Genomic DNA, 22,835 nt, shown 5'->3' with positions numbered 1-22,835 from the left:
TTCGCACGGGCCGCTCTGTTCGACCCGAAGGTGCAGCGCTTGTGGCATCGACGAATTCTTCACGGTCCCTGTTTGAAAAGCAGGCGCATCGGTAGCCGTCAAGAAAAAGCTCTGTGCCCAAGGGGCATGCGATTGCGTCCTGCGCGCCACACCATGTGCCAGCCCGTACTGATGTGCGGGCGGCTGTAGGCCGTGTCTTCTTGCCGTCTTCACTCTGTCCGTATGCGACGGCCTCGCCGAGAGCGAGGCCTCAGCTTGATATGGGCAATGCGGACGAACCGCTGGAGATCCCTGATAAATTATTACTTCGCAGCAAACGGCCCCTGGTCTTGCTGAGCCAGGTAAGCACGGCGTGTGCATCGGCCTGGAGCAATCCCACTCACGCGCGCGATCTCGCCAAGGAAGAGACAAGCCGCCGGTTGGTCCGGAGCTTCTATGACGCCTGCCAACCATGGCCTTCCTGAGTCCAGGAAGGCTATGGTTGGCAGGTCTGCGCCTCCAAGATATTCAGAGGCATTGAAGCACGCCGGAGTCATTGAACTTTGCAGCCGAGAAGAAGGCGCGCAGGCCGTGGCCGAAAAGCTGGGCGTATGCAGGTCGACGCTGTACATATATGGACTCCCGGTTTGAAACAAGCCGCCAGGCGGCGCAGGTATGGCTCATACCTGGGGGAGATCATTCCAGCGCCAGACAACCTTCTGAACCGAGACTTCCGGGCTGGCGCGCCCAACGAGAAGTGGCTCACTGACATCACGGAGTTCCAGATCCCGGCCGGCAAGGTGTACCTGTCTCCCATGATCGACTGCTTCGACTGCTTCGACTGCTTCGACTGCTTCGACTGCTTCGACTGCTTCGACTGCTTCGACTGCTTCGACGGCATCGTCGTCAGCTGGTCGCTCGGTACGCGCCCGGACGCTGAACTCGTCAACACGATGCTGGACGCGGCCATCGAGACGGTGGTCGATACCGAAGACCGGCCCGTCGTTCACTCCGATCGTGGCGCCCACTATCGCTGGCCAGGCTGGCTCTCGCGCATCGCCGATGCGAAGCTGATTCGCTCGATGTGGCGCAAGGGATACTCGCCTGATAACGCGGCGTGCGAAGGCTTCTTCGGTCGGTTGAAAACCGAGCTGTTCTATCCTCGCAATTGGCAGTCCACAACCATCGAGCAGTTCATACAGGCAGTGGACTCCTATATCCGCTGGTACAACGAACAGCGGATCAAGATCTCACTGGGCTCTCTCAGTCCCATCGAATACCGAGAGAGTCTTGGACTTACGGCGTAAAACCAGTCCAAGTTTTTATCCGTACCCCCAAAGGCTACCCCCTCATTCTCGCGCTCCAGGCCCTGCGCGCGCACCTGGGGTGCGTGCTCGGCGCGTGGCGCGCTGCAGCACAGCGCCTCTGCGGTGGCCTGTGCAGACCGTCCTCGGGCAACAACTCCGACTTTGTCCTTGGTGCCTTCGTCCCTTAGCTGTTGAACTCCCACTGAGGCCCCGTATTCAATGGACTGCCCGATGGAGCGCAGGGGGCAACTGCCGACGGGGAAGTGCATTGTGGACCGGGGTGCCAAGCGTCGGACCGCGGGCTGCGGCAGAGGACGGAGTCACTCGGCCTTTAGCCGTGATGACATTGTTGGCCGGATCAGGCGGGCAGACCGCGGGACGGCCCCAGCCGTTTACCAGCGGGGGGCGTCTTTGTGAATGGGCGTTGCACAAGCGCCCGCCCTGACTCCGGGCTTCATGGTTGGCATCAATCGAGAAAGCCCCCTGTGCGCGCTCATGTGCCGCTTCTGGTGGACGTCGTACTGGAAAGGACAACACCCTCGGCCAGGGGGAAACTGATCCGCTGTTGCGGTCGTTCGGCTGTGCGGCCCAGTCAGCCAGCAATCCCGTGTTGCGGCGACCGGTCGAAGCCGCCATTTCATTGCCTCGCGTCGCCTCGCTCTTTCGGTAGCCTCGGCCTTCTGCTGGGTGTTGCTGGGGAGCGCCTCCTGTGGTGCCTTGCACAACTCGCGAATCCATTTGCACAGCACGCTCAAATTCTTGGCCGGGCAAGCCGTAGTCAAGCCGCGCACGGTGCCCGGCTTGACCGCCTCAAGCCTGAATTCTCGGCTGAATGTCCTTCTTCTCTCCACGAGCTTCCATCGGTTTCATCTCCCGCTTTGACAAAAGGTGTCTTTGAAACCGGCGGCAGCCCCGGTCGGCGTCACCCTGCGCACCGTTTGCTCCATCGGCAACCGGGTAGCCGTGCCAGCGTGAAAGAGTAGACGCTTCGACGGTTTGATCACTAAATGATTGTCAAAATCTGTCAAATATTGTGACTGCTTGTCAAGGATATAGGATATTTAAAGAATTCTCAGAGGTTGCGGAGGCTTCGAGGGTTTTTTGAATGCGAAAGTATTTGCGAAATGATGCGGTTTCCGATTTGGATTTTTAAGTATCCTGAAAATTCTGTTGTTGGGGGTGTTGTGTGCGTAATTTTATCGCCTTGAGATCTGAATTTGACGCTGCTTTTTAATGATGAATGGGTTGGGTTAATTCCCATATCATTATTTGATGGATTTGCGAGATTCACATGATTCATCCGAATGAATCTTATCCTGTTGCTTTGATTTGCTACGACAAAAATAAGGCGAAGATAATCTCGGAAAAATTGAGGTGGATCGGGCGAAGCCCAATCTTACTTTCCGATGGAGTTCAATTCCTCAGGGAATTTGGTCGCGGAAAGAATTTTGGGCTTATGGTTCTCTTGTTGGACGGTGGGAGTGAGTGGGCGCACTTGGTTGCACTGGCGAAGTCGATGCGTGTTCCCGCACTTTTGCTTGTCACGGACGCGCATAGCTCTATGCCAATCGATGAGCTTGTGGAGATGTGCGGGCAGGATGTGCTGAATTCTCCAATTGATCTTGCATTTTTTCCTGCCAATGAGCTGGAGCTGGATTGGCGTATACGAATATTGTTGCAAAGGGCTGAAAATCCTGCGCCTTTGGTTGATCAAATGGGTCTGAAATTTGGTGAGTATCGATTCTTTGGTATTAATCAGGTTTTTTTGCCCACGAAGAAAGAGGTTTTTCTCAAGCCAAGGGAGTTTGAGTTGGCACTTCTTTTCTTTAAAAATTGCGGAAAAACGCTGACTCGGGAGTGGATTGATTCCTCGCTGTGGGGTGGGGTGCTGGGTGTCAAGACTAGAGCAATCGATGTGTGTGTTAGCAATATTCGGCGCAAACTCAGTCTGGAGCCGAGGAATGGGTTTGTTTTACAGCCGGCTTATAAAAGGGGTTATCACTTGAGTAGAGTTCTGCCGCTTGCGCCGGTAGATGATTTTTCGTCTGTCTATAAAGTGCTGGGGGCGGGCAATGAAATTGAAGAGGCCCCTCAAAATGGCATTGAGTGAGCTTCGCCAAGATCAGAGACGTTGCCCCGGCCGGTCGATTAGCCAGTCTGTCGTTCGGCGGCAGTTTCACGCTCGACGACCTCACGACGGCGTCGGGCGTGGCGCTGGAGCTGAAGAAGGAAGTGCGCAACACCACGCAAAGCGGCACCTTCGGCGTCAACAACCAGGCCAAGTCGGGCGAGACGCTCGAGTACCGCATCACCTACACGAACAACGGGGACGCGCCGTTCTGCAGCATGGGCGTGAACGACATGACGCCGGGCTACACGACCTTCGTGAGTGCGACCACCGGCACCACGCCGGCGTCGCTCACGGGCTGCGTCAAGACCACACCGGCGAACGCGCCGCCCGCGGGCGCGGTGGCCCGCACCACCGCCCAGCCCGCTGGGGGCACGGGCGCGATCGACTGGCGCTTCACGGGCACGGTCGAGCCGGGCGGCACGGGCTTTGTGCTGTTCCCGGTGATGGTGGATTGACCGGGGCGAGCCGTGGAAACAGCCTGTCAAGAAGTGGCACGCGACCCTAAGCCTGGACGACAGAGGCAGCGAGGCCGCGGGCCGCTATCCATCCGGCGCGGCAGTCTTGTTGGACAACCCTTTCGACCTGAATGGCCTGTTCTGCATCAGCGCCAATTTATTCCACCGCGCACGTGCAGGGAGATCGGGGGAGCGTGCGCGCATGATGACGTCCTACAGCGGAAACTCGGTCGTGCGCGAGACCTTCCGCAGCGGAATCTCCGTCTCGACGATCTTGACGCAGCGGATCTTGGTCAGATGGTGAGCCTGGAAGCGCTGATAGTCATCCAGATCAGCAGCGACCACCCGCAGCAAGAAATCATAGCTGCCCGCCATCAGGTGGCACTCCAGCACTTCACGCATGCTCTTGATTTCCGACGCGAAGTTCTCGATTGCGTCGTAGTCCTTCGTGTCCAGCGTCACCCGCACAAATATCGTCATCTTCAGGCCAATCGCTGCCTGGTTCAAAAGCGCCACGTAGCGCTCGATGACACCGGCCTCTTCAAGCAGCTTAACGCGCCGCAGGCAGGGCGACGGCGACAGGCCCACGAGTTTGGCCAGGTCCGTATTGGGAATGCTGGCATCGCGCTGCAGCGCCTGCAGGATTCGTCGATCGATCGCATCCAAAGTTTTCATTGGTATCTAGTGCTTTATTTGAAGAAAAGCTTGGCGCTCGATGTCAAGTTGGCTGGTGGGCATGGACAAATTCGCTACCAAATGCCTCTCTCAGAGGCGGAAAATTTTAAACGAGCCCCGCACTGAAACCAACCCGCTCTCAGAACACCATGACCACGCTCGCCGCCGACAGATACCGCTTGGCTTCTCGTATGAAAACCTTGGAGCCGTCTCCCTTCCTCGCGGTGCTGCAAGCAGCACGCAAGGTGGAGGCGCAGGGACGCAACGTGATCTACCTGTCCATGGGTGAGCCTGACTTCGCAACGCCGGAGCACGTGAAGCAGGCCGGTATTCAGGCCATCCAGCGCGGCGAAACGCGCTACGCCGCCATGGATGGAACCGTGCAGCTCAAGGACGCGATTTGCCGCAAGCTGTTGCGCGACAACCGGTTGACCTACCAAAGAAACCAGATCACCGTCACAGCCGGCGGCACACAGGCGATCTTCAACACCATGCTGGCCACCGTAGGCCCTGGAGACGAGGTGATCCTGCCCGCGCCGTTCTTTCAGCCATACGTGTCTGCCATTCTTCTCTGCGGCGCAACGCCCGTTGTCCTTCCGACGCGCGAGGAGGAGGGTTTCGTACCGCGTGCCAAGCGCATTGCTGAGGTCATCACCGAGAAGACCCGATGGCTGATCCTGAACTCACCTTCCAATCCGGCCGGTGCCGTGATCGATCGCACTGAACTGGCGGACATTGCTGCGCTGCTGCGGCAGCATCTCAACGTGCTGGTGTTCTCCGACGATATCTACGAGTCCATCTACTACGGGGACGACCCTCTCAGCAACATCGTCAACGTGGCCCCCGACCTGGCGGATCGCACGTTGATTCTCAACGGCATCTCTAAGGCTTACGCGATGACTGGTTGGCGCATCGGCTACCTCGCCGGGCCGGAGCCGCTCGTCGCCGCCGTGTCCCAGGTCACCGCGACATCGACGTTCACGGCCTCAACGATTGCGCAAGCCGCAGCGGTCGAAGCGCTGGACGGCACTCAGGAATCGCTGGTGACACAGAACGCCGCCTACCGCAACCGTAGGGATCTGCTGGTCCGAAAGGTTAATCAGATCCCTGGACTGCACTGCAGAGCGCCGGACGGAGCGTTCTACCTGTTCATCAACTGTTCGCATTTCGTGGGCAGGTGCACGCTTGAGGGCGCACTGATCGACGACGACCTCGCATTCGTGCTGCATCTGCTGAACCACTCGGGCCTTGCCAGCGTGCAGGGTTCGGCCTTCGGGATGCCGGGATTCATCCGCATTGCGTATGCAGCGTCGGAAGAGACCTTGAACGATGCGGCCGACCGACTTGCGGCCGCGTGCGCTGCACTGCGCTGATTTGGCCCCATGTCGGCAGGCGCGACGCGGGCTCACGCCTCACATCAACGGCGAGCGAATGAGTGATTGAAATGAAAAACGAACAGAAACAGAACGCGCGACCCGCGGTCGCCGCCATGCTGGACGTGCTGGCGGACGAGGGGGTCTCCATGATCTTCGGTAATCCGGGATCGACCGAAATGCCACTGATGGAGGCTTTGGTGGAGCGCACCGACATCGAGTACGTGCTGGCCCTGCAGGAGGCATCGGCCGTGGGCATGGCCGATGGCTACGCCCAGGCCACCGGCCGGGCGGCATTCGTCAACCTGCACACGGCCGGTGGGCTGGGCAATGCGATGGGTGCGCTGGTGAACGCAAAAAACACCAATACCCCGATGGTCGTGACTGCGGGCCAGCAAGACGCGCGGCATGTGTTCACTGATCCCTGGCTGAGCGGCGATCTCACCGCGCTGGCAGCACCGGTCAGCAAATGGTCCTATGAGGTTCGCAGCGCAAGAGAGATTGCGCCCGCATTGCGCCGAGCTTTCGCGATCGCGAATGCTCACCCCCGAGGCCCCGTTTTCTTGTCACTGCCCATGGACCTGCTCGACGAGACAGTAAGCGAAAACATCCCGAAGCGCAGTGCCGAGCCCTTGCCGGCGCCTGCAGACACCTCCGGGTTCCTCGCCTGGTACCAGGCACAGCAGCCGAAGCCTCGCATCGCGCTGCTGCTGTCCGATGCAGTGGTACAGACCAATGCCGTGCGCGAGGCTGTGGCCGCAGCGGAGGCGCTCAACGCCGAGGTGTACGGGACACCTCTGGCTGGAGGAAATCTCTTTCCAACAACCCATCCCTTGTGGAAAGGCGTGCTGCCGCCGAGCTTCGCTGGCATCCGAGCCAAGCTCGCAGGCTATGACGTCGCGCTGATGGTAGGCGATCACGCGCTGCTCGCTTATCCCTACAGCGAGGGCGCTCCAATTCCGAGCTCGGTCAGATTCATGCAGATCTCCGCAGTCGCCGAGAAGCTCGGGCACGACGCTCCGGCGGAGATTGCCATGCACGGCGACCCTCGCCTGACCTTGGCAGAGATCGCTCGAGCGCTCGGCGCAGGCACGGCGCGCGACCGTCTGCAAGATGACGGAAACAACGTCCAGCGGCTCAAGCGGCAGTGCGTGCCGGTTGGGCCGTTGCACCCCAGGATCGCCGTAGACGCCGTCCTGGCCGCACGGCCGGCCGGCATGCCGATCGTCAACGAGGCTCCGTGTACGTTCGGCGCCGTCCGCGAACTGTGGATGACCACAGAAGACGATCGCTACTACTTTGTTCGCGGCGGCGCGCTGGGATTCGGCATGCCGGCAGCGGTCGGCGTCTCGCTCGCGCGTGCACGGCAGCGCGTGCTGTGCCTCATGGGCGACGGCGCGACCATGTACTCGCCGCAGGGCCTGTGGTCGGCAGCCCACTACCGCACACCGGTCAAGTACATCGTGTTCAACAACAAGAAGTACGACATCCTGATGCGGGTGGCCAAGGAATTGGGCGGCTTCCATGCCGCCGCTGATCGCTTTGTGGGCATGACCATCGACGAGCCGGCCGTCGACTTCGATGCACTGGCGCGCACTGCACGACTGCCGTACACGCGCTTGAGTACCGTGGCCGATATCCTGGACGAACTGCCGGCAATCCTCGACAACGACGACCCCTGGGTGGTCGAGGTCGACGTAACCGGTCTCTGACGCCGACCTCGTGGGAAGGATGCACGGCGGGCGCATCCTCGCCGAGCGGCCCTCCGTCCGGAACCGCGGAACGACGCCCGGATGTTTGTGGTCGCGGGAATGGCCGTATTCAGAACTGGCCGCTCGGCCATTCGGCCTCCTCCGATTGGCAGGTACAGCCCCCAGGCAAGTGATCGCGCTCGACGACGTGTCAAGTGCAAGACTTTTTCGGAAACCTGGCGGTTCACCACGTCTTTGCACACAAGCCCACCAGCCTCTTTCGGGCCGCTCGATCTTCCGTCCTGCGGCAAGACGTACACGGGGCTAGGAACCTGAAATGACAAGTCTCCCTGCGATGACGTGCAGAGCGCGGTGTTTCGCTGAGGGGGCAAGAGGCAGCAAATTTTTTTGAATCTGCGGGGGCGCAATTCGCCGGTCTGCACTCACTCGAGAAGTTCGAGTTGCGTATCGGCACTGCAGTCAACCGCACACAACCTTCGCCCATAGCTATGATCACCTACAAGTCTCAGATTCACCACCGGTCTCTCGGTTTCGGGGGCAAGCCGCGGGGGGCATTTCTGACTGATTCAGACAGTGACGCCATCGCCTTAATCCGGCTCATGCACCAGGAAGGCAACGAACTCTTTGTGGCGCGCAGCAGCCCTGAGCTTCTGAAACTGGTACTCAGAGAGAACTTCGACTTCTTGATACTGGATTGGGATCTCCCCGATTCAACGGGTCTGAGAGTCCTTGGAGAAATCCGAATCCAACATCCCGCGACGCTACCAATCCTGATCCTGGCCGCGCAATCCGAAGAGATGGAGATCGTCCAGGCGCTGGAGTTGGGGGCCAACGACTACATGGTCAAGCCTTGGCGTCCTCATGAACTGATGGCCCGAATCAGGGTGATCACTCGTCCTGTATTGGCCGGACTGGCGAGCCCTGTTGAGAAATTGCATGGGTTTGAACTCAACAAGATTGATCTGACCTTCACGCGAGGAGCGCATCGAGTCAAGTTGACGATGAAGGAGTTCTTGATCGCAAGAACGCTGCTGAAGTATCTCGGTCTTCCTGTCTCTCGCGACTACCTGTTCAAGTCCATCTGGCATGACGAAGCTCCAATGGGAAGAACCATCGATACGCACATCTACCGCGTTCGCCAAAAATTAGGCCTGAATGCCAGTCACGGATTCCGTCTCAAAGCGCTACATGGGAGCGGCTACCAGCTCGACCTCCTCACGAAATCGTCTGGCTCTGAATGAACTCTTGTGCCCGCGGCTCGAAGCTGGCGCGCTTCCCGTGCTGAGGTGCACTTCTTTGGAACGCATGGAGAACTGTTCCTCGAAGACGCATATCGCCCAGCACGGCGAGCGTCCGGCTGCTCCAACTGAGGAGTGCTTCCCCGTGATCCCCTCGTTCTGGCGTTCAAGGCCTTGAGTGCTGTGCTGTGACGGGCTCGCAGGCAATCCCGCCCTTGTCGCCCGAGGTGTTCGTCATGAATGCATCCTTTTGCGCCGTCGATATAAGCGGCTGGCTGCGATCGAGCTGTAGCCGCTTAGCGAGGCTGCCAGCGATGCGGCAGCAGGTCGTCGATGCGGTTCGCTGGGTGAGGCGGCAGTCACTCGAGGGCGTCTGCGAGGTACGCGTGCGGATCGTGCCCGTTGAGTTTGGCCGACTGCAGCAAGCTCATCACGATCGCGGCACGTTGGCCCGCGAGTTGGCTGCTCGCGAACAGCCATGCTCGGCGTCCCATGGCTCAGGGATGGATCTAGCCTTCGAGGTGGTTGTTGTTCAGCGGCACCCGGCCATTACCCAGGTGATGCGTCGACGCCGTCCAGTGCTTGGGGCTGTAGTCGATGGCCTTGGCCACTGCGCTGCCGTCGGGCACCTGCTCCCGCTCGCCCTTGAGCCACGAGTGCAGCTTCGCCCATAGCGGCATGGTGGGCTCCTGGCGCTGGACCAGGCGCTCGTCGCTGGTCATAGCGGCGAGCTCGTGCTCGATACGGTAGATGTCGGCGTAGCGTAGCAGGTGCCATGCTGCTGGCCTTGGCCTTCACGAACTCGTCGAACTTCCTCCTCGCGTGGGCTGTGCACCTCGCGGCGATGCGCCCCGGGTGCTCCTTGGCGTCCAGCACGCTATCGTAGGCGCCGAACTCGTCTTGCGTCAGCGTGCCTTGCCACCCGCGCTCGCCTTCGCGCGGTGGCCCGAGGAGCTTGATGGGGCACTGCATCGCGGCCCGCGCAGAACTCGTACACGACGCCCGGCGTCGCATCGAACGCATTGCGCTCGTCGGCCTTCTTGGTCTTGCCTGCGCCAGGGTCCGGCACCGCCACCGGCGTCTCGTCGGTGTGCAGCACGCCGGATTTGCGGGCAGACAACATGCGCTCTGGACCAGTGTGGGTAACGGACGGCCGGGGCAGAGGCCGTAGATCGTGGCGGATGAGAGCATGAATCGATTTTTCCCCGCCAACGCCTAACCCCGAGCGACGGAATCAAGATGAGTTCGCGGGGGACTCGCCGCTCATCGGCGTCAAGATGATTTTGGTCTGACGCATACGGAGCAAAGCCGCCTGCGCTTGCTTCTCGTCTGGATACATGACCATGAACTTCAGCCTTGCTTGGTCATCGATGGCGCCTTGTGTCTGAATCTCAAACGAACAAGATTTGGCGTCCAACAGGTCAATACTTGCCCTGCCAACGTGAAAAATTAAGCAAGCCATCAATCAACTTGCATGCCACTTGTCAACTTCTGTCAAAAGTACTTAGTGCCTGACAAGTGATCGCCAAAATTCGCTCCCCGTAAAGCCCGCACCGAAGACTTTGGATGCTCGTGCATAACTGTGAAGCGAGCGGGTGGTTTCAGTAGTCCGGTCGAAGGTATGAAGGCCAGATTCGCGTGTTGCCGAGATCGATGTGTCGACCGGACTGAGCGCTGCGACAAGCAGCATCGGCGGCCTGTCGACTGGCATGAGCACGACGAACAGCCGCGTCACGAGCCTGTCGACCTCCACGTCGATCGGCATCGGAAGTCTGTCGACTGTATCGACTGGAATAACTGAGCGTGGGAAAGATGTTGGGGAGTTTTTCTTGATGTCCAATTTTTTGGACAAATCTTCTGAGACTTTCATCTGAATTATCTGGACGATATTAAATGAATAAGTGCTACAAAACTATTTGGAATGACGCACTTGGCGCTTGGGTCGCAGCCTCGGAAAATGATTCGGCACGAGGGAAGCCGAGTCTAAGAAAAGTTGCCGCTGCAGCTGCTTTGGGTACTTTAATTTTCTTTGACGGAATCGCTTTCCTGTCGGAGGTGCGGGCGCAGCAAGCTTCGGGGCTCTGTGCAAGCAACAGCAATTTCTCCTCTTCGGCCTCGTATCTCGTCGGAGGGTCTGCCTACGGCGCTGGCAATACTTGCTCCCAGGCTGATGCGCCTATTTTCGGCACCGCCGGGAGTTCGACTTTTGCGTTTGTTAGCTCTAATGGAACGCAGATCGAAGTCAGTGGTGGCAACGGGCTCATATATTTGCGGCCTGGTGGTACGAGCGGAAAGCTCTTGACCCTGAGTAGCGTGGCAGGGGCTGGGCCGACCGGCGGTGTGTTGCTTTCAGGTGTGGCGGCCGGGGCGATAAGTGCCACGAGTGCTGAAGCTGTGAATGGATCACAGCTCTACACATTGTCGACTTCAACCTCCACGGGGTTGAGCACGGCAACCAGCGGCATCTCCAGTCTGTCCACGGGCTTGAGCACCACGAACAGCAGTGTGAGCAGCCTGTCGACGTCTACGTCGTCGGGCCTGAGCACGGCCACGAGTGGCATCTCCAGTCTGTCCACGGGGCTGAGCACGACGAACAGCAATGTGAGCAGTCTCTCGACTTCGACGTCGTCGGGCCTGAGCACCGCCACGAGTGGCATCTCTAGTCTGTCCACGGGCTTGAGCACCACGAACAGCAACCTGGACAGCCTGTCGACGTCTACGTCGTCAGGTCTGAGCACGGCCACGAGTGGCATCTCCAGTCTGTCCACGGGGCTGAGCACGACCAACAGCAGTGTGAGCAGCCTGTCGACGTCTACGTCGTCGGGCCTGAGCACGGCTACGAGTGGCATCTCCAGTCTGTCCACGGGGCTGAGCACGACCAACAGCAATGTGAGCAGTCTCTCGACTTCGACGTCGTCGGGCCTGAGCACTGCAACCAGCGGCATCTCCAGTCTGTCCACGGGCTTGAGCACCACGAACAGCAGTGTGAGCAGCCTGTCGACGTCTACGTCGTCGGGCCTGAGCACGGCTACGAGTGGCATCTCCAGTCTGTCCACGGGGCTGAGCACGACCAACAGCAATGTGAGCAGTCTCTCGACTTCGACGTCGTCGGGCCTGAGCACTGCAACCAGCGGCATCTCCAGCCTGTCCACGGGCTTGAGCACCACGAACAGCAGTGTGAGCAGCCTGTCGACGTCTACGTCGTCGGGCCTGAGCACGGCCACGAGTGGCATCTCCAGTCTGTCCACGGGGCTGAGCACGACCAACAGCAGTGTGAGCAGCCTGTCGACGTCTACGTCGTCGGGCCTGAGCACGGCTACGAGTGGCATCTCTAGTCTGTCCACGGGGCTGAGCACGACCAACAGCAATGTGAGCAGTCTCTCGACTTCGACGTCGTCAGGTCTGAGCACGGCCACGAGTGGCATCTCCAGTCTGTCCACGGGGCTGAGCACGACTAACAGCAATGTGAGCAGTCTCTCGACTTCGACGTCGTCGGGCCTGAGCACTGCAACCAGCGGCATCTCCAGCCTGTCCACGGGCTTGAGCACCACGAACAGCAGTGTGAGCAGCCTGTCGACGTCTACGTCGTCGGGCCTGAGCACGGCCACGAGTGGCATCTCCAGTCTGTCCACGGGGCTGAGCACGACCAACAGCAGTGTGAGCAGCCTGTCGACGTCTACGTCGTCGGGCCTGAGCACGGCTACGAGTGGCATCTCTAGTCTGTCCACGGGCTTGAGCACCACGAACAGCAACCTGGACAGCCTGTCGACGTCTACGTCGTCAGGTCTGAGCACGGCCACGAGTGGCATCTCCAGTCTGTCCACGGGCTTGAGCACGACCAACAGCAATGTGAGCAGTCTCTCGACTTCGACGTCGTCGGGCCTGAGCACTGCAACCAGCGGCATCTCCAGCCTGTCCACGGGCTTGAGCACCACGAACAGCAGTGTGAGCAGCCTGTCGACGTCTACGTCGTCGGGCCTGAGCACGGCTACGAGTGGCATCTCCAGTCTGTCCACGGGCTTGAGCACCACGAACAGCAACCTGGACAGCCTGTCGACTTCGACGTCGTCGGGCCTGAGCACTGCAACCAGCGGCATCTCCAGTCTGTCCACGGGCTTGAGCACCACGAACAGCAGTGTGAGCAGCCTGTCGACGTCTACGTCGTCGGGCCTGAGCACGGCCACGAGTGGCATCTCCAGTCTGTCCACGGGGCTGAGCACGACGAACAGCAATGTGAGCAGTCTCTCGACTTCGACGTCGTCGGGCCTGAGCACCGCCACGAGTGGCATCTCTAGTCTGTCCACGGGCTTGAGCACCACGAACAGCAACCTGGACAGCCTGTCGACGTCTACGTCGTCAGGTCTGAGCACGGCCACGAGTGGCATCTCCAGTCTGTCCACGGGGCTGAGCACGACCAACAGCAGTGTGAGCAGCCTGTCGACGTCTACGTCGTCGGGCCTGAGCACGGCTACGAGTGGCATCTCCAGTCTGTCCACGGGGCTGAGCACGACCAACAGCAATGTGAGCAGTCTCTCGACTTCGACGTCGTCGGGCCTGAGCACTGCAACCAGCGGCATCTCCAGCCTGTCCACGGGCTTGAGCACCACGAACAGCAACCTGGACAGCCTGTCGACTTCGACGTCGTCGGGCCTGAGCACTGCAACCAGCGGCATCTCCAGTCTGTCCACGGGCTTGAGCACCACGAACAGCAGTGTGAGCAGCCTGTCGACGTCTACGTCGTCGGGCCTGAGCACGGCCACGAGTGGCATCTCCAGTCTGTCCACGGGGCTGAGCACGACTAACAGCAATGTGAGCAGTCTCTCGACTTCGACGTCGTCGGGCCTGAGCACTGCAACCAGCGGCATCTCCAGCCTGTCCACGGGCTTGAGCACCACGAACAGCAACCTGGACAGCCTGTCGACTTCGACGTCGTCGGGCCTGAGCACTGCAACCAGCGGCATCTCCAGTCTGTCCACGGGCTTGAGCACCACGAACAGCAGTGTGAGCAGCCTGTCGACGTCTACGTCGTCGGGCCTGAGCACGGCTACGAGTGGCATCTCCAGTCTGTCCACGGGGCTGAGCACGACCAACAGCAGTGTGAGCAGCCTGTCGACGTCTACGTCGTCGGGCCTGAGCACGGCTACGAGTGGCATCTCCAGTCTGTCCACGGGGCTGAGCACGACCAACAGCAATGTGAGCAGTCTCTCGACTTCGACGTCGTCGGGCCTGAGCACTGCAACCAGCGGCATCTCCAGCCTGTCCACGGGCTTGAGCACCACGAACAGCAGTGTGAGCAGCCTGTCGACGTCTACGTCGTCGGGCCTGAGCACTGCAACCAGCGGCATCTCCAGCCTGTCCACGGGCTTGAGCACCACGAACAGCAGTGTGAGCAGCCTGTCGACGTCTACGTCGTCGGGCCTGAGCACGGCTACGAGTGGCATCTCCAGTCTGTCCACGGGGCTGAGCACGACTAACAGCAATGTGAGCAGTCTCTCGACTTCGACGTCGTCGGGCCTGAGCACTGCAACCAGCGGCATCTCCAGCCTGTCCACGGGCTTGAGCACCACGAACAGCAGTGTGAGCAGCCTGTCGACGTCTACGTCGTCGGGCCTGAGCACGGCTACGAGTGGCATCTCCAGTCTGTCCACGGGCTTGAGCACCACGAACAGCAACCTGGACAGCCTGTCGACTTCGACGTCGTCGGGCCTGAGCACTGCAACCAGCGGCATCTCCAGTCTGTCCACGGGCTTGAGCACCACGAACAGCAGTGTGAGCAGCCTGTCGACGTCTACGTCGTCGGGCCTGAGCACGGCCACGAGTGGCATCTCCAGTCTGTCCACGGGGCTGAGCACGACCAACAGCAATGTGAGCAGTCTCTCGACTTCGACGTCGTCGGGCCTGAGCACCGCCACGAGTGGCATCTCTAGTCTGTCCACGGGCTTGAGCACCACGAACAGCAACCTGGACAGCCTGTCGACGTCTACGTCGTCAGGTCTGAGCACGGCCACGAGTGGCATCTCCAGTCTGTCCACGGGGCTGAGCACGACCAACAGCAGTGTGAGCAGCCTGTCGACGTCTACGTCGTCGGGCCTGAGCACGGCTACGAGTGGCATCTCCAGTCTGTCCACGGGGCTGAGCACGACCAACAGCAATGTGAGCAGTCTCTCGACTTCGACGTCGTCGGGCCTGAGCACTGCAACCAGCGGCATCTCCAGCCTGTCCACGGGCTTGAGCACCACGAACAGCAACCTGGACAGCCTGTCGACTTCGACGTCGTCGGGCCTGAGCACTGCAACCAGCGGCATCTCCAGTCTGTCCACGGGCTTGAGCACCACGAACAGCAGTGTGAGCAGCCTGTCGACGTCTACGTCGTCGGGCCTGAGCACGGCCACGAGTGGCATCTCCAGTCTGTCCACGGGGCTGAGCACGACGAACAGCAATGTGAGCAGTCTCTCGACTTCGACGTCGTCGGGCCTGAGCACCGCCACGAGTGGCATCTCTAGTCTGTCCACGGGCTTGAGCACCACGAACAGCAACCTGGACAGCCTGTCGACGTCTACGTCGTCAGGTCTGAGCACGGCCACGAGTGGCATCTCCAGTCTGTCCACGGGGCTGAGCACGACCAACAGCAGTGTGAGCAGCCTGTCGACGTCTACGTCGTCGGGCCTGAGCACGGCTACGAGTGGCATCTCCAGTCTGTCCACGGGGCTGAGCACGACCAACAGCAATGTGAGCAGTCTCTCGACTTCGACGTCGTCGGGCCTGAGCACTGCAACCAGCGGCATCTCCAGCCTGTCCACGGGCTTGAGCACCACGAACAGCAACCTGGACAGCCTGTCGACTTCGACGTCGTCGGGCCTGAGCACTGCAACCAGCGGCATCTCCAGTCTGTCCACGGGCTTGAGCACCACGAACAGCAGTGTGAGCAGCCTGTCGACGTCTACGTCGTCGGGCCTGAGCACGGCCACGAGTGGCATCTCCAGTCTGTCCACGGGGCTGAGCACGACGAACAGCAATGTGAGCAGTCTCTCGACTTCGACGTCGTCGGGCCTGAGCACCGCCACGAGTGGCATCTCTAGTCTGTCCACGGGCTTGAGCACCACGAACAGCAACCTGGACAGCCTGTCGACGTCTACGTCGTCAGGTCTGAGCACGGCCACGAGTGGCATCTCCAGTCTGTCCACGGGGCTGAGCACGACCAACAGCAGTGTGAGCAGCCTGTCGACGTCTACGTCGTCGGGCCTGAGCACGGCTACGAGTGGCATCTCCAGTCTGTCCACGGGGCTGAGCACGACCAACAGCAATGTGAGCAGTCTCTCGACTTCGACGTCGTCGGGCCTGAGCACTGCAACCAGCGGCATCTCCAGCCTGTCCACGGGCTTGAGCACCACGAACAGCAGTGTGAGCAGCCTGTCGACGTCTACGTCGTCGGGCCTGAGCACGGCCACGAGTGGCATCTCCAGTCTGTCCACGGGCTTGAGCACCACGAACAGCAACCTGGACAGCCTGTCGACGTCTACGTCGTCAGGTCTGAGCACGGCCACGAGTGGCATCTCCAGTCTGTCCACGGGGCTGAGCACGACTAACAGCAATGTGAGCAGTCTCTCGACTTCGACGTCGTCGGGCCTGAGCACTGCAACCAGCGGCATCTCCAGTCTGTCCACGGGCTTGAGCACCACGAACAGCAGTGTGAGCAGCCTGTCGACGTCTACGTCGTCGGGCCTGAGCACGGCTACGAGTGGCATCTCCAGTCTGTCCACGGGGCTGAGCACGACTAACAGCAATGTGAGCAGTCTCTCGACTTCGACGTCGTCGGGCCTGAGCACTGCAACCAGCGGCATCTCCAGCCTGTCCACGGGCTTGAGCACCACGAACAGCAACCTGGACAGCCTGTCGACTTCGACGTCGTCGGGCCTGAGCACTGCAACCAGCGGCATCTCCAGTCTGTCCACGGGCTTGAGCACCACGAACAGCAGTGTGAGCAGCCTGTCGACGTCTACGTCGTCGGGCCTGAGCACTGCAACCAGCGGCATCTCCAGCCTGTCCACGGGGCTGAGCACCACGAACAGCAGCATCGACAGCTTGTCCACATCGGTCAGCTCAATCAATAACACTGGCGCGAAGTACTTTCACGCCAAATCGACGGCGGGCGACTCGGTGGCCAGCGGTCAGGAAGCCGTGGCGATTGGCCCGCAGTCGGTGGCCAGCGGCGCCAACTCCTTCGCGGCCGGCAACGGCGCGAGGGCGACGGCCGACGGCGCGGTTGCGGTGGGCTTCGGCGCACAGGCGACAGGCACCAATGCGATCGCTATCGGCACCGGCGCATTGGCTACGGGCTCGCAGGCCATCGGCGCCAATGCACGTGCCGGCGGCGGCGGCGTGGCCCTGGGCGACAACGCGGATGCCGGCGGCACGCCGCTGAGCCAGACGCAGAACGTCTCCAAGGGCACGGCCATCGGCTTCGGCGCGGTAGTGCAGCAAAGCGGCGGCGTGGCGCTGGGCTCCGGCTCGGTGGCTTCCACTCCGGCGGGCGTGGCCGGCTACGTGCCGGGCAGCGCGTCGGCGCAGCAGGAGGCCGCCATCAGGGCGACCACCAGCACGCAGGCAGCGGTGTCGGTGGGTGACGCGGCCAACGGCCAGTTCCGCCAGATCACCGGCGTGGCGGCGGGCACGGCCGACAGCGACGCGACCAACGTGGCGCAACTGAAGGCAGCCTCGGCGGCATCAAAGGCCAGCAGCGTGCAGTACGCGACCAACCCCGACGGGTCGGTGAACTACAACCAGATCACGCTGGGCGCCGGTGAAGCGGCAGGCGGCACGCGCATCAGCAACGTGGCACCGGGCATTCTGCCCGGCGACGCGGTCAACGTGCAGCAGCTCAGTCAAGTGCAATCGCAGTTGGCTGGCACACAGCGTGTTGCCTACTCAGGGATCGCAATGGCTACTGCCATGAGCTCATTGCCACAAGCAATGACACCTGGCAAGACGTTGCTTTCACTGGGAGTGGGAAATTACTCTGGCTATAGCGCGATGGCCGTTGGTTTCTCGGCGCGGTCGGACAACGGCAAATGGGTCTACAAGATCCATGGTGGCTACAGCGGTGCCAAGTTCAATATCGGTGCTGGAGTTGGCTATGAGTTTGATTGACGAGCAGTTGCCTTGCGTGGAAAAAAACCCACCGAAGTCATCACGATGCTATCTTCAATGGGCAAGAAGACTCCTACGCTGTAAGCGGCCAGTCTTACCGTCTCGACCTGCCGAAGGTCGACGACGGAAGCACCTCAAGCGTAAGCGATCAATGTTCCACGCCCTTGCGTAAGGTCAGCTGAGTCAGGAGGCTACGTTCCCATGTTCATGTAGATGGGAACGTCATTTCAGAGTGGATAGAAGATCTGGCCAGAAGGCTTGTGGTGGGCCACAAGCGAGATGGGCGATGCGTCTATGACAAGCAGGCCAAGCAGGAGTTGATTGCGGCCTGTGCGACGTCTGGAATCTCGATGGTGAAGCTGGCGCGGGATTGCGGCATCAACGCGAACCAGTTGAGTACGTGGGTGCGCAAGCATGATCGGGCGGTAGCCGCCAGTGCAGCGCCGCGCGACGATCAGGTGTCGGCCAGCAATGTGGATGCATTCGTTCCGGTGCAGACTCAGACGTTGCAAGCGACAGTGGCGCCGATGAGCGTGCCAATAGACCTGCAGGCGAGATTGCCCAATGGCGTGGTGATCGACCTGCGGGGTTGCGAACTGGAGCGAGTAGGCCAACTTCTTGATGCGCTCGGGAGGCTGCGGTGTTCCGCTTTGACGAAGGGCTGAAGGTCTACCTGCACCGCGAGGCCATCGACTTCCGCGCTGGCCTCAACAGCCTGGCTTGTCCGCGCCGAAGTAGAACTGAGCCACCGGGGGTGCGGCGGAAAACTTGGACTGGTTTTATGCCGCAAGTCCAAGGCTCACCCGGTATTCGATGGGGCTGCCTCACGTCCCAGAAGCTGGTTCTTCCAGTTGTACAACGTCAGCCTGCTCACACCAAGCTTCTGAGCATCGGAACTCATCATTCCGCCACTTGCGCGAAATGCGTTTTCCATCTCGCGGTACTGGCACGCCTGCACGGTCTGCTGCAGCGAAGTAGCACTGGGCCGCACTGGAAAGCGCTGCACGAAGCGAAAGGGCCTGTCGTGGGATGGGGGAACGATGTGGTCGTGCATGATGGCTCCTGCTGGGTGGGGGCTCGCGGGTGGGCGCTGAATTGAGCATGGCGATTTACTGGTGATTCAACAGTAGCGCCGGCCAGATTTCTATTGAACGAAGGTGTAGGGGAGCCGGAGAGTGACGAGCCGCTCGAAAAGCGCAGCCCTGGTCCGTAGATGGACCGCCGTGCAAAAAAAGCAGCCTCCTGGGGCATAGCGATCGGCAATGCCCGAGCAGGGATAGTCAAGAAATTGGGACACGATGATTTGAAGTACCGACCATCCCGGGCTGTCCCGGACAGCGATCAAACCGATGGTGTTCGGCGCGAATGAAACGACGTGATGGCTCAGAGTCAACGCAGCGGATTGCTTTGTATTGAGCGGCTCATGCGTGAATAGCCGTTGTGTTGAAGGCCAGGCGAGTTGCCGCGCGACCAGCCTCGAGCTTCTTGTCCTCTGCTGGAATTTCCGACGCGAGCTGCCGCGGCGACTCCAGAAATTTTCAGCCCCATATAACTACACCGGATAGACAGCAGAAAGTCCATCCGCCTCCAGCAAAGCCCAGCCCGGCCTCCGCCGTGCTGGGTTTTGTGCCGTCTGGTTCTGCCAGACGTGTGTTCTGTCCTTCCCGGGGATGCCACTGCACTCCCAAACCCCATGGATCACGACTTCACATCCTCCACGTTCAACGATGAACCTTTTCCCGACCATGAGCCCCACTTCCAGTCTCCGAACTTCGCCTGCCCCGCCTGCCAGTCGCGACGCACCGTTCCCCGCGACTCCGGCAAGAAGACTGGTGCGGCCATCGGCACCTTAGCCGGAGCTGCCGGTGGCGTTTCCGGTGCGCTGTCGGGCGTCATCACTGGGGCCGAGATCGGCATGGCCATGGCTGCGACGGCGACTGCCAGCACGCCTCTTGGCATCGTCGCCGGCGCCATCCTCGGCGGCCTGAGCGGAGCCATCGCCGGCTGCGCTGTCGGCGCGGCGCTCGGCGAGGCTGTCGACGACGCAATCTTGCGCAACCGTCGCTGCCTGGCGCGTGGCCAGACCTTCTCGGCCTCGCGCCGCTGACCCTCTTCTCACCTCACCCCTCCCCGATCGAAGCCCCGCCTCTGCATTCAGAGGGCGGGGCTTTTTGCTGGATGGCGATCGATTCCAACTCTTCAAGGAGAAATCATGATGAACCTGAACCCTGATACGGGCAGCTCTAAGCGCGTCCCGACAACCCCCTCGCGTTCGCGCGTCCCGGCGTTGCGACTGGTCCAGGCCACCCGCGCGCAGGCTCAACTGTCCGAGCGCTGGTCGAACGTGTACGAGACTGGCATCGGAAACCTGGATGCCGCTGCGGCCGTGGGCCGGGATCCCTTCAAGTCTCCGGTTCGGCTCTGGATGGAGAAGACCGAGCGCGCAGAGCTGCTACAGCCGACACCGGGAGCTGCGTCGATGCCCGATGATGCTGCCTACTGGAGCCGACTGCTCGACCCCATCGTGGCAGCGCACTACACGGTGCGTACTGGGCGTCAGGTGCGGCGCACCAGCACCTTTCTACGGCACCCGCAACACCCTTGGATGGTTACCCATCCGGGCCGCGAAGTGGTCGGTGCCACCAATGTCCAGCTTCTGGAATGCCGATGCGTCGGCATGGATGCGGCTGCGCTGTGGGTCGAAGGTCTTCCCGCCTACGTTCGGATCCAAATGCTGCATCAACTGGCCGTCACCGGCGCCCAGGCCGTCGATGTCGTGGCGTTGATTTGCGGGCAGGATCTGCAGATTCATCGCGTTGAACGCGAGGAGGTCGAGATCTCCCGACTCGTCGACGCCGAACGTGAGTTCTGGCACTGCGTCGAGCTTGATCAGGCGCCGCCTGCTCAATGTGAGCAGGCCATGCCTTGATCTTCAATCTCTAGCGGTGCGTGGTCGAAGCCCGCGATCCCTCGGCTCGCCAGAACCGCCACCACCGGGGCTGCGCTGCTTTCCGTAGTTCCAGAGGCCGCAGATCCAAGGCGTCGTAATTCGTGGACGGCGCACCAACACGGCGGCGCATCTCTGTCTCGAACTCGTGAGCAATGCCGCGCGCGTGGAGGTCTCCCTGCAGCGCCTTCTTGCGCCACTCACTCGCAAGGGCTCCCAGCTCCTCGTCGGTCAGCATCTCAGCGGTCTTCATGGGGCCGATTGTGCCGCCCCGTCGCCCTCACATGCCAACGCGCGCGACAACCCACCTCCGACGGCCGGCGGCCATGTCCGGAATTTCCCTACTCAACCCACGAGCCCGCCTTGCGCGGGCTCTTTTACGTCTGCCTCATGCCCAACCACATGTATCTCACAACAACCGGCGTCGGCTTTGCGCCGCCCCCTTCCTTCCGCCGACTTTGTGCCGGCGCCGCCTCGCTTCGTCCGTCCAACGGGAGCCACTGATATGGGAAGCATCGTCTACCGAGCGTCCAAAGAGCAGGCCGTCCATGACGAACTGCAGAACGTGGAGGGCTTCGCCGCGGTGCTCGCTCACCGCTCGATCGGCAACCGCCTGTGGTTCCTGGCACAAAACCGTTCGGGTGAACACGCCGGGCGGATCTGGATCGGCCTGACCCTCATCGATTGCAGGAAGGGTGAAGTGGCCGTCAAGAGCATGGACGAGAGCTGCGGGCCGTACTACTTCGACTGTCCGCTGGTCTTCCTGGATCGGGCCAGTCCTCCGACTGGGCCCTACGCAGGGCCATGGCGCGAGAAGGTGCGTGAGTTCCATGCGAACCGGGCCGCCAAGCGAGCAGCCATCCGCCCGGGTCTGCGCGTCTCCTACGGCGAATGGACCTACGTGCTGCGCCGCAGCCTGGGTCGTCGTGGCTGGGATGTGGCGCGCGAGAGCGACGGCCTGATCTGCCGCCTGAAATCCCGACAGCTCGGCAGCGCGACGGTGTTGCCTTCCCAACAAAAACATCCACAAGAGAAACATCCATGAAAACCAGATTCCGGCGGCACGCCACAGTGCCGCCCCATACCCGCGACCCCTTCGCCCACGACCTGTTCAAGTGGTCGGCCGACTTCGAGGTCCCCTCGATCGGCGACGACGTGATCATCCGCATCAACGCCATCGGCCGCGCCAAGGTGGTGGGCTATGCCTCGCAAGGCGGCTACCTGGGGGTGATGACCGTTCCGTACAGCCCGCCCGATTGGTGGATTCTCCACAACGGAGCGCCCAACCGCGACAACGCGGCACTGGCGTTCGGCGCGGAGATCTCGCGCATCGACACGGGGGAGGGCGAATGAGCGGCACGTCGTCCATGCCCCGCACGGTGGTGGTGTTCAGCATCGAGCTTGCCATCTTCGATGAGGAAGCGCTCGCTGGTGCTGCCAAGGTTCGTGCGCGCGAGGATGGCCTTGACGATGAGGTGTGGGCGTCGTTGCGCTCGGGCATCTCGGATGACCTGGTCATGTTGCTCGATCCGGGCCTCGTGGCCGATGCGGGCTTCGAGATTCTTCAGTCGACATGTGAAGTGAGCGAGGTGAGCGAGCATGCCATCGACCAACGTTGAATTCGTCATCGAACTGATGGAGTTCAGTGCCTACGGCGGGCTCATCCAGGCGTTCGTGATGCAGGCGCTGCAGCAGTACGCCGGGCACCTGGCTGCAATGGATCCCGAAGCACTGGACACCCCCATGGTCAGTGGCCGTGCCTGGCATGGCTGCGCCGAGGAGGTGCAGGACAAGCTGGCCAGGAGGCTTGGCCGCAGTGACGCAAGTCCACCGGCTGCCGTGTCACCCACGCAAAGGCATTGATCCCTGCG

20 protein-coding genes and 3 pseudogenes are annotated in these 22,835 nt (G+C 61.1%); 16 read left to right on the top strand and 7 right to left on the bottom strand.

What is annotated here, in order from left to right:
- Window positions 1–641: 641 nt before the first annotated feature.
- From ACAM42_RS29985 to ACAM42_RS29970, 4 genes and pseudogenes are all read left to right on the top strand, one after another.
- Window positions 642–1,286: pseudogene (locus ACAM42_RS29985) on the top strand (IS3 family transposase); the annotation flags it as partial.
- Between the two features lie 1,291 nt (window positions 1,287–2,577).
- Window positions 2,578–3,396 (top strand): DNA-binding response regulator, encoded by an 819-nt coding sequence (locus ACAM42_RS29980; protein WP_369630336.1) that lies wholly within the window; start codon window positions 2,578–2,580, stop codon window positions 3,394–3,396.
- Window positions 3,393–3,872 (top strand): hypothetical protein, encoded by a 480-nt coding sequence (locus ACAM42_RS29975; RefSeq protein WP_369630335.1) that lies wholly within the window; start codon window positions 3,393–3,395, stop codon window positions 3,870–3,872. The genes ACAM42_RS29980 and ACAM42_RS29975 overlap by 4 nt, the downstream gene beginning before the upstream one ends.
- The gene (locus ACAM42_RS29970; RefSeq protein ID WP_369632818.1) at window positions 3,868–4,176 is read left to right on the top strand and encodes a ShlB/FhaC/HecB family hemolysin secretion/activation protein; all 309 of its coding nucleotides are present in this window, start codon (window positions 3,868–3,870) and stop codon (window positions 4,174–4,176) included. Before ACAM42_RS29975 ends, ACAM42_RS29970 begins: the two co-directional genes overlap by 5 nt.
- Here ACAM42_RS29970 and ACAM42_RS29965 read toward each other — a convergent pair.
- Window positions 4,086–4,547, bottom strand: coding sequence for an Lrp/AsnC family transcriptional regulator (locus tag ACAM42_RS29965; RefSeq protein ID WP_369630334.1), 462 nt, complete (start codon window positions 4,545–4,547; stop codon window positions 4,086–4,088). The genes ACAM42_RS29970 and ACAM42_RS29965 overlap by 91 nt on opposite strands.
- Before the next feature lie 149 nt (window positions 4,548–4,696).
- Between ACAM42_RS29965 and ACAM42_RS29960 the strand changes: the two genes are divergently transcribed.
- The 3 genes from ACAM42_RS29960 (at window position 4,697) to ACAM42_RS29950 (ending at window position 8,873) form a co-directional block, all read left to right on the top strand.
- Window positions 4,697–5,920 carry a pyridoxal phosphate-dependent aminotransferase gene (locus ACAM42_RS29960; RefSeq protein WP_369630333.1) on the top strand — a complete coding sequence of 408 codons (1,224 nt, stop codon included), beginning with the start codon at window positions 4,697–4,699 and terminating at the stop codon, window positions 5,918–5,920.
- Between the two features lie 71 nt (window positions 5,921–5,991).
- Window positions 5,992–7,632, top strand: a complete 1,641-nt coding sequence (locus ACAM42_RS29955; protein ID WP_369630332.1) for a thiamine pyrophosphate-binding protein — start codon at window positions 5,992–5,994, stop codon at window positions 7,630–7,632.
- 488 nt (window positions 7,633–8,120) lie between these two features.
- On the top strand, window positions 8,121–8,873 hold the full coding sequence (locus tag ACAM42_RS29950) for a response regulator transcription factor (RefSeq protein ID WP_369630331.1): 753 nt from the start codon (window positions 8,121–8,123) through the stop codon (window positions 8,871–8,873).
- 356 nt (window positions 8,874–9,229) lie between these two features.
- On the opposite strand, the gene ACAM42_RS29945 is transcribed toward ACAM42_RS29950, so the two are convergent.
- From ACAM42_RS29945 to ACAM42_RS29935, 3 genes and pseudogenes are all read right to left on the bottom strand, one after another.
- Window positions 9,230–9,364: a transposase domain-containing protein gene (locus tag ACAM42_RS29945; protein ID WP_369630330.1), complete on the bottom strand. Its 135-nt coding sequence runs from the start codon at window positions 9,362–9,364 to the stop codon at window positions 9,230–9,232.
- Between the two features lie 15 nt (window positions 9,365–9,379).
- Window positions 9,380–9,842: pseudogene (locus tag ACAM42_RS29940) on the bottom strand (transposase).
- A gap of 532 nt (window positions 9,843–10,374) precedes the next feature.
- A complete protein-coding gene (locus tag ACAM42_RS29935) occupies window positions 10,375–10,740 on the bottom strand; it encodes a hypothetical protein (RefSeq protein ID WP_369630329.1) in 366 nt (121 codons plus the stop codon).
- A gap of 23 nt (window positions 10,741–10,763) precedes the next feature.
- Between ACAM42_RS29935 and ACAM42_RS29930 the strand changes: the two are divergent.
- A pseudogene (locus ACAM42_RS29930) lies at window positions 10,764–11,291 on the top strand (ESPR domain-containing protein); the annotation flags it as partial.
- Here ACAM42_RS29930 and ACAM42_RS29925 read toward each other — a convergent pair.
- Window positions 11,282–16,984 (bottom strand): hypothetical protein, encoded by a 5,703-nt coding sequence (locus ACAM42_RS29925; RefSeq protein ID WP_369630328.1) that lies wholly within the window; start codon window positions 16,982–16,984, stop codon window positions 11,282–11,284. The pseudogene ACAM42_RS29930 and the gene ACAM42_RS29925 overlap by 10 nt on opposite strands.
- Between ACAM42_RS29925 and ACAM42_RS29920 the strand changes: the two genes are divergently transcribed.
- A complete protein-coding gene (locus ACAM42_RS29920; protein WP_369632817.1) occupies window positions 16,953–18,017 on the top strand; it encodes a YadA family autotransporter adhesin in 1,065 nt (354 codons plus the stop codon). The genes ACAM42_RS29925 and ACAM42_RS29920 overlap by 32 nt on opposite strands.
- Window positions 18,018–18,280: 263 nt before the next feature.
- Window positions 18,281–18,682: a transposase gene (locus ACAM42_RS29915; protein WP_369630327.1), complete on the top strand. Its 402-nt coding sequence runs from the start codon at window positions 18,281–18,283 to the stop codon at window positions 18,680–18,682.
- A 134-nt stretch (window positions 18,683–18,816) separates the two neighbouring features.
- On the opposite strand, the gene ACAM42_RS29910 is transcribed toward ACAM42_RS29915, so the two are convergent.
- Window positions 18,817–19,071: a hypothetical protein gene (locus tag ACAM42_RS29910; protein ID WP_369630326.1), complete on the bottom strand. Its 255-nt coding sequence runs from the start codon at window positions 19,069–19,071 to the stop codon at window positions 18,817–18,819.
- A gap of 639 nt (window positions 19,072–19,710) precedes the next feature.
- On the opposite strand from ACAM42_RS29910, the gene ACAM42_RS29905 reads away from it, so the two are divergent.
- Window positions 19,711–20,124 carry a hypothetical protein gene (locus ACAM42_RS29905; RefSeq protein ID WP_369630325.1) on the top strand — a complete coding sequence of 138 codons (414 nt, stop codon included), beginning with the start codon at window positions 19,711–19,713 and terminating at the stop codon, window positions 20,122–20,124.
- A gap of 105 nt (window positions 20,125–20,229) precedes the next feature.
- Window positions 20,230–20,946, top strand: a complete 717-nt coding sequence (locus ACAM42_RS29900; protein ID WP_369630324.1) for a YqaJ viral recombinase family protein — start codon at window positions 20,230–20,232, stop codon at window positions 20,944–20,946.
- A gap of 10 nt (window positions 20,947–20,956) precedes the next feature.
- Here ACAM42_RS29900 and ACAM42_RS29895 read toward each other — a convergent pair whose 3' ends face one another.
- Window positions 20,957–21,217, bottom strand: a complete 261-nt coding sequence (locus ACAM42_RS29895) for a hypothetical protein (protein ID WP_369630323.1) — start codon at window positions 21,215–21,217, stop codon at window positions 20,957–20,959.
- 252 nt (window positions 21,218–21,469) lie between these two features.
- Between ACAM42_RS29895 and ACAM42_RS29890 the strand changes: the two genes are divergently transcribed.
- Genes ACAM42_RS29890 through ACAM42_RS29875 form a run of 4 tightly spaced genes read left to right on the top strand, consistent with a single transcriptional unit; the run spans window position 21,470 to window position 22,827 of the window.
- Window positions 21,470–22,009: a hypothetical protein gene (locus tag ACAM42_RS29890; protein WP_369630322.1), complete on the top strand. Its 540-nt coding sequence runs from the start codon at window positions 21,470–21,472 to the stop codon at window positions 22,007–22,009.
- A complete protein-coding gene (locus tag ACAM42_RS29885) occupies window positions 22,006–22,317 on the top strand; it encodes a hypothetical protein (protein ID WP_369630321.1) in 312 nt (103 codons plus the stop codon). Before ACAM42_RS29890 ends, ACAM42_RS29885 begins: the two co-directional genes overlap by 4 nt.
- Window positions 22,314–22,583 (top strand): hypothetical protein, encoded by a 270-nt coding sequence (locus ACAM42_RS29880; protein ID WP_369630320.1) that lies wholly within the window; start codon window positions 22,314–22,316, stop codon window positions 22,581–22,583. Before ACAM42_RS29885 ends, ACAM42_RS29880 begins: the two co-directional genes overlap by 4 nt.
- Window positions 22,564–22,827 carry a hypothetical protein gene (locus ACAM42_RS29875; RefSeq protein ID WP_369630319.1) on the top strand — a complete coding sequence of 88 codons (264 nt, stop codon included), beginning with the start codon at window positions 22,564–22,566 and terminating at the stop codon, window positions 22,825–22,827. Before ACAM42_RS29880 ends, ACAM42_RS29875 begins: the two co-directional genes overlap by 20 nt.
- Window positions 22,828–22,835: the final 8 nt, after the last annotated feature.

This window comes from Variovorax sp. V35, from assembly GCF_041154465.1.
Lineage (GTDB): Bacteria > Pseudomonadota > Gammaproteobacteria > Burkholderiales > Burkholderiaceae_C > Variovorax > Variovorax boronicumulans.
Note: the sequence above shows the minus strand (reverse complement) of the source record. Positions and strands in the feature narration are given on the sequence as shown.

Coding starts and splice junctions, on each gene's coding strand:
- ACAM42_RS29980 (WP_369630336.1), top strand. CDS start 2,578: ATGATTCATCCGAATGAATCTTATCCTGTTGCTTTGATTTGCTACGAC.
- ACAM42_RS29965 (WP_369630334.1), bottom strand. CDS start 4,547: ATGAAAACTTTGGATGCGATCGATCGACGAATCCTGCAGGCGCTGCAG.
- ACAM42_RS29960 (WP_369630333.1), top strand. CDS start 4,697: ATGACCACGCTCGCCGCCGACAGATACCGCTTGGCTTCTCGTATGAAA.
- ACAM42_RS29955 (WP_369630332.1), top strand. CDS start 5,992: ATGAAAAACGAACAGAAACAGAACGCGCGACCCGCGGTCGCCGCCATG.
- ACAM42_RS29950 (WP_369630331.1), top strand. CDS start 8,121: ATGATCACCTACAAGTCTCAGATTCACCACCGGTCTCTCGGTTTCGGG.
- ACAM42_RS29945 (WP_369630330.1), bottom strand. CDS start 9,364: ATGGGACGCCGAGCATGGCTGTTCGCGAGCAGCCAACTCGCGGGCCAA.
- ACAM42_RS29935 (WP_369630329.1), bottom strand. CDS start 10,740: ATGAAAGTCTCAGAAGATTTGTCCAAAAAATTGGACATCAAGAAAAAC.
- ACAM42_RS29910 (WP_369630326.1), bottom strand. CDS start 19,071: ATGCACGACCACATCGTTCCCCCATCCCACGACAGGCCCTTTCGCTTC.
- ACAM42_RS29905 (WP_369630325.1), top strand. CDS start 19,711: ATGGATCACGACTTCACATCCTCCACGTTCAACGATGAACCTTTTCCC.
- ACAM42_RS29900 (WP_369630324.1), top strand. CDS start 20,230: ATGATGAACCTGAACCCTGATACGGGCAGCTCTAAGCGCGTCCCGACA.
- ACAM42_RS29895 (WP_369630323.1), bottom strand. CDS start 21,217: ATGAAGACCGCTGAGATGCTGACCGACGAGGAGCTGGGAGCCCTTGCG.
- ACAM42_RS29890 (WP_369630322.1), top strand. CDS start 21,470: ATGGGAAGCATCGTCTACCGAGCGTCCAAAGAGCAGGCCGTCCATGAC.
- ACAM42_RS29885 (WP_369630321.1), top strand. CDS start 22,006: ATGAAAACCAGATTCCGGCGGCACGCCACAGTGCCGCCCCATACCCGC.
- ACAM42_RS29880 (WP_369630320.1), top strand. CDS start 22,314: ATGAGCGGCACGTCGTCCATGCCCCGCACGGTGGTGGTGTTCAGCATC.
- ACAM42_RS29875 (WP_369630319.1), top strand. CDS start 22,564: ATGCCATCGACCAACGTTGAATTCGTCATCGAACTGATGGAGTTCAGT.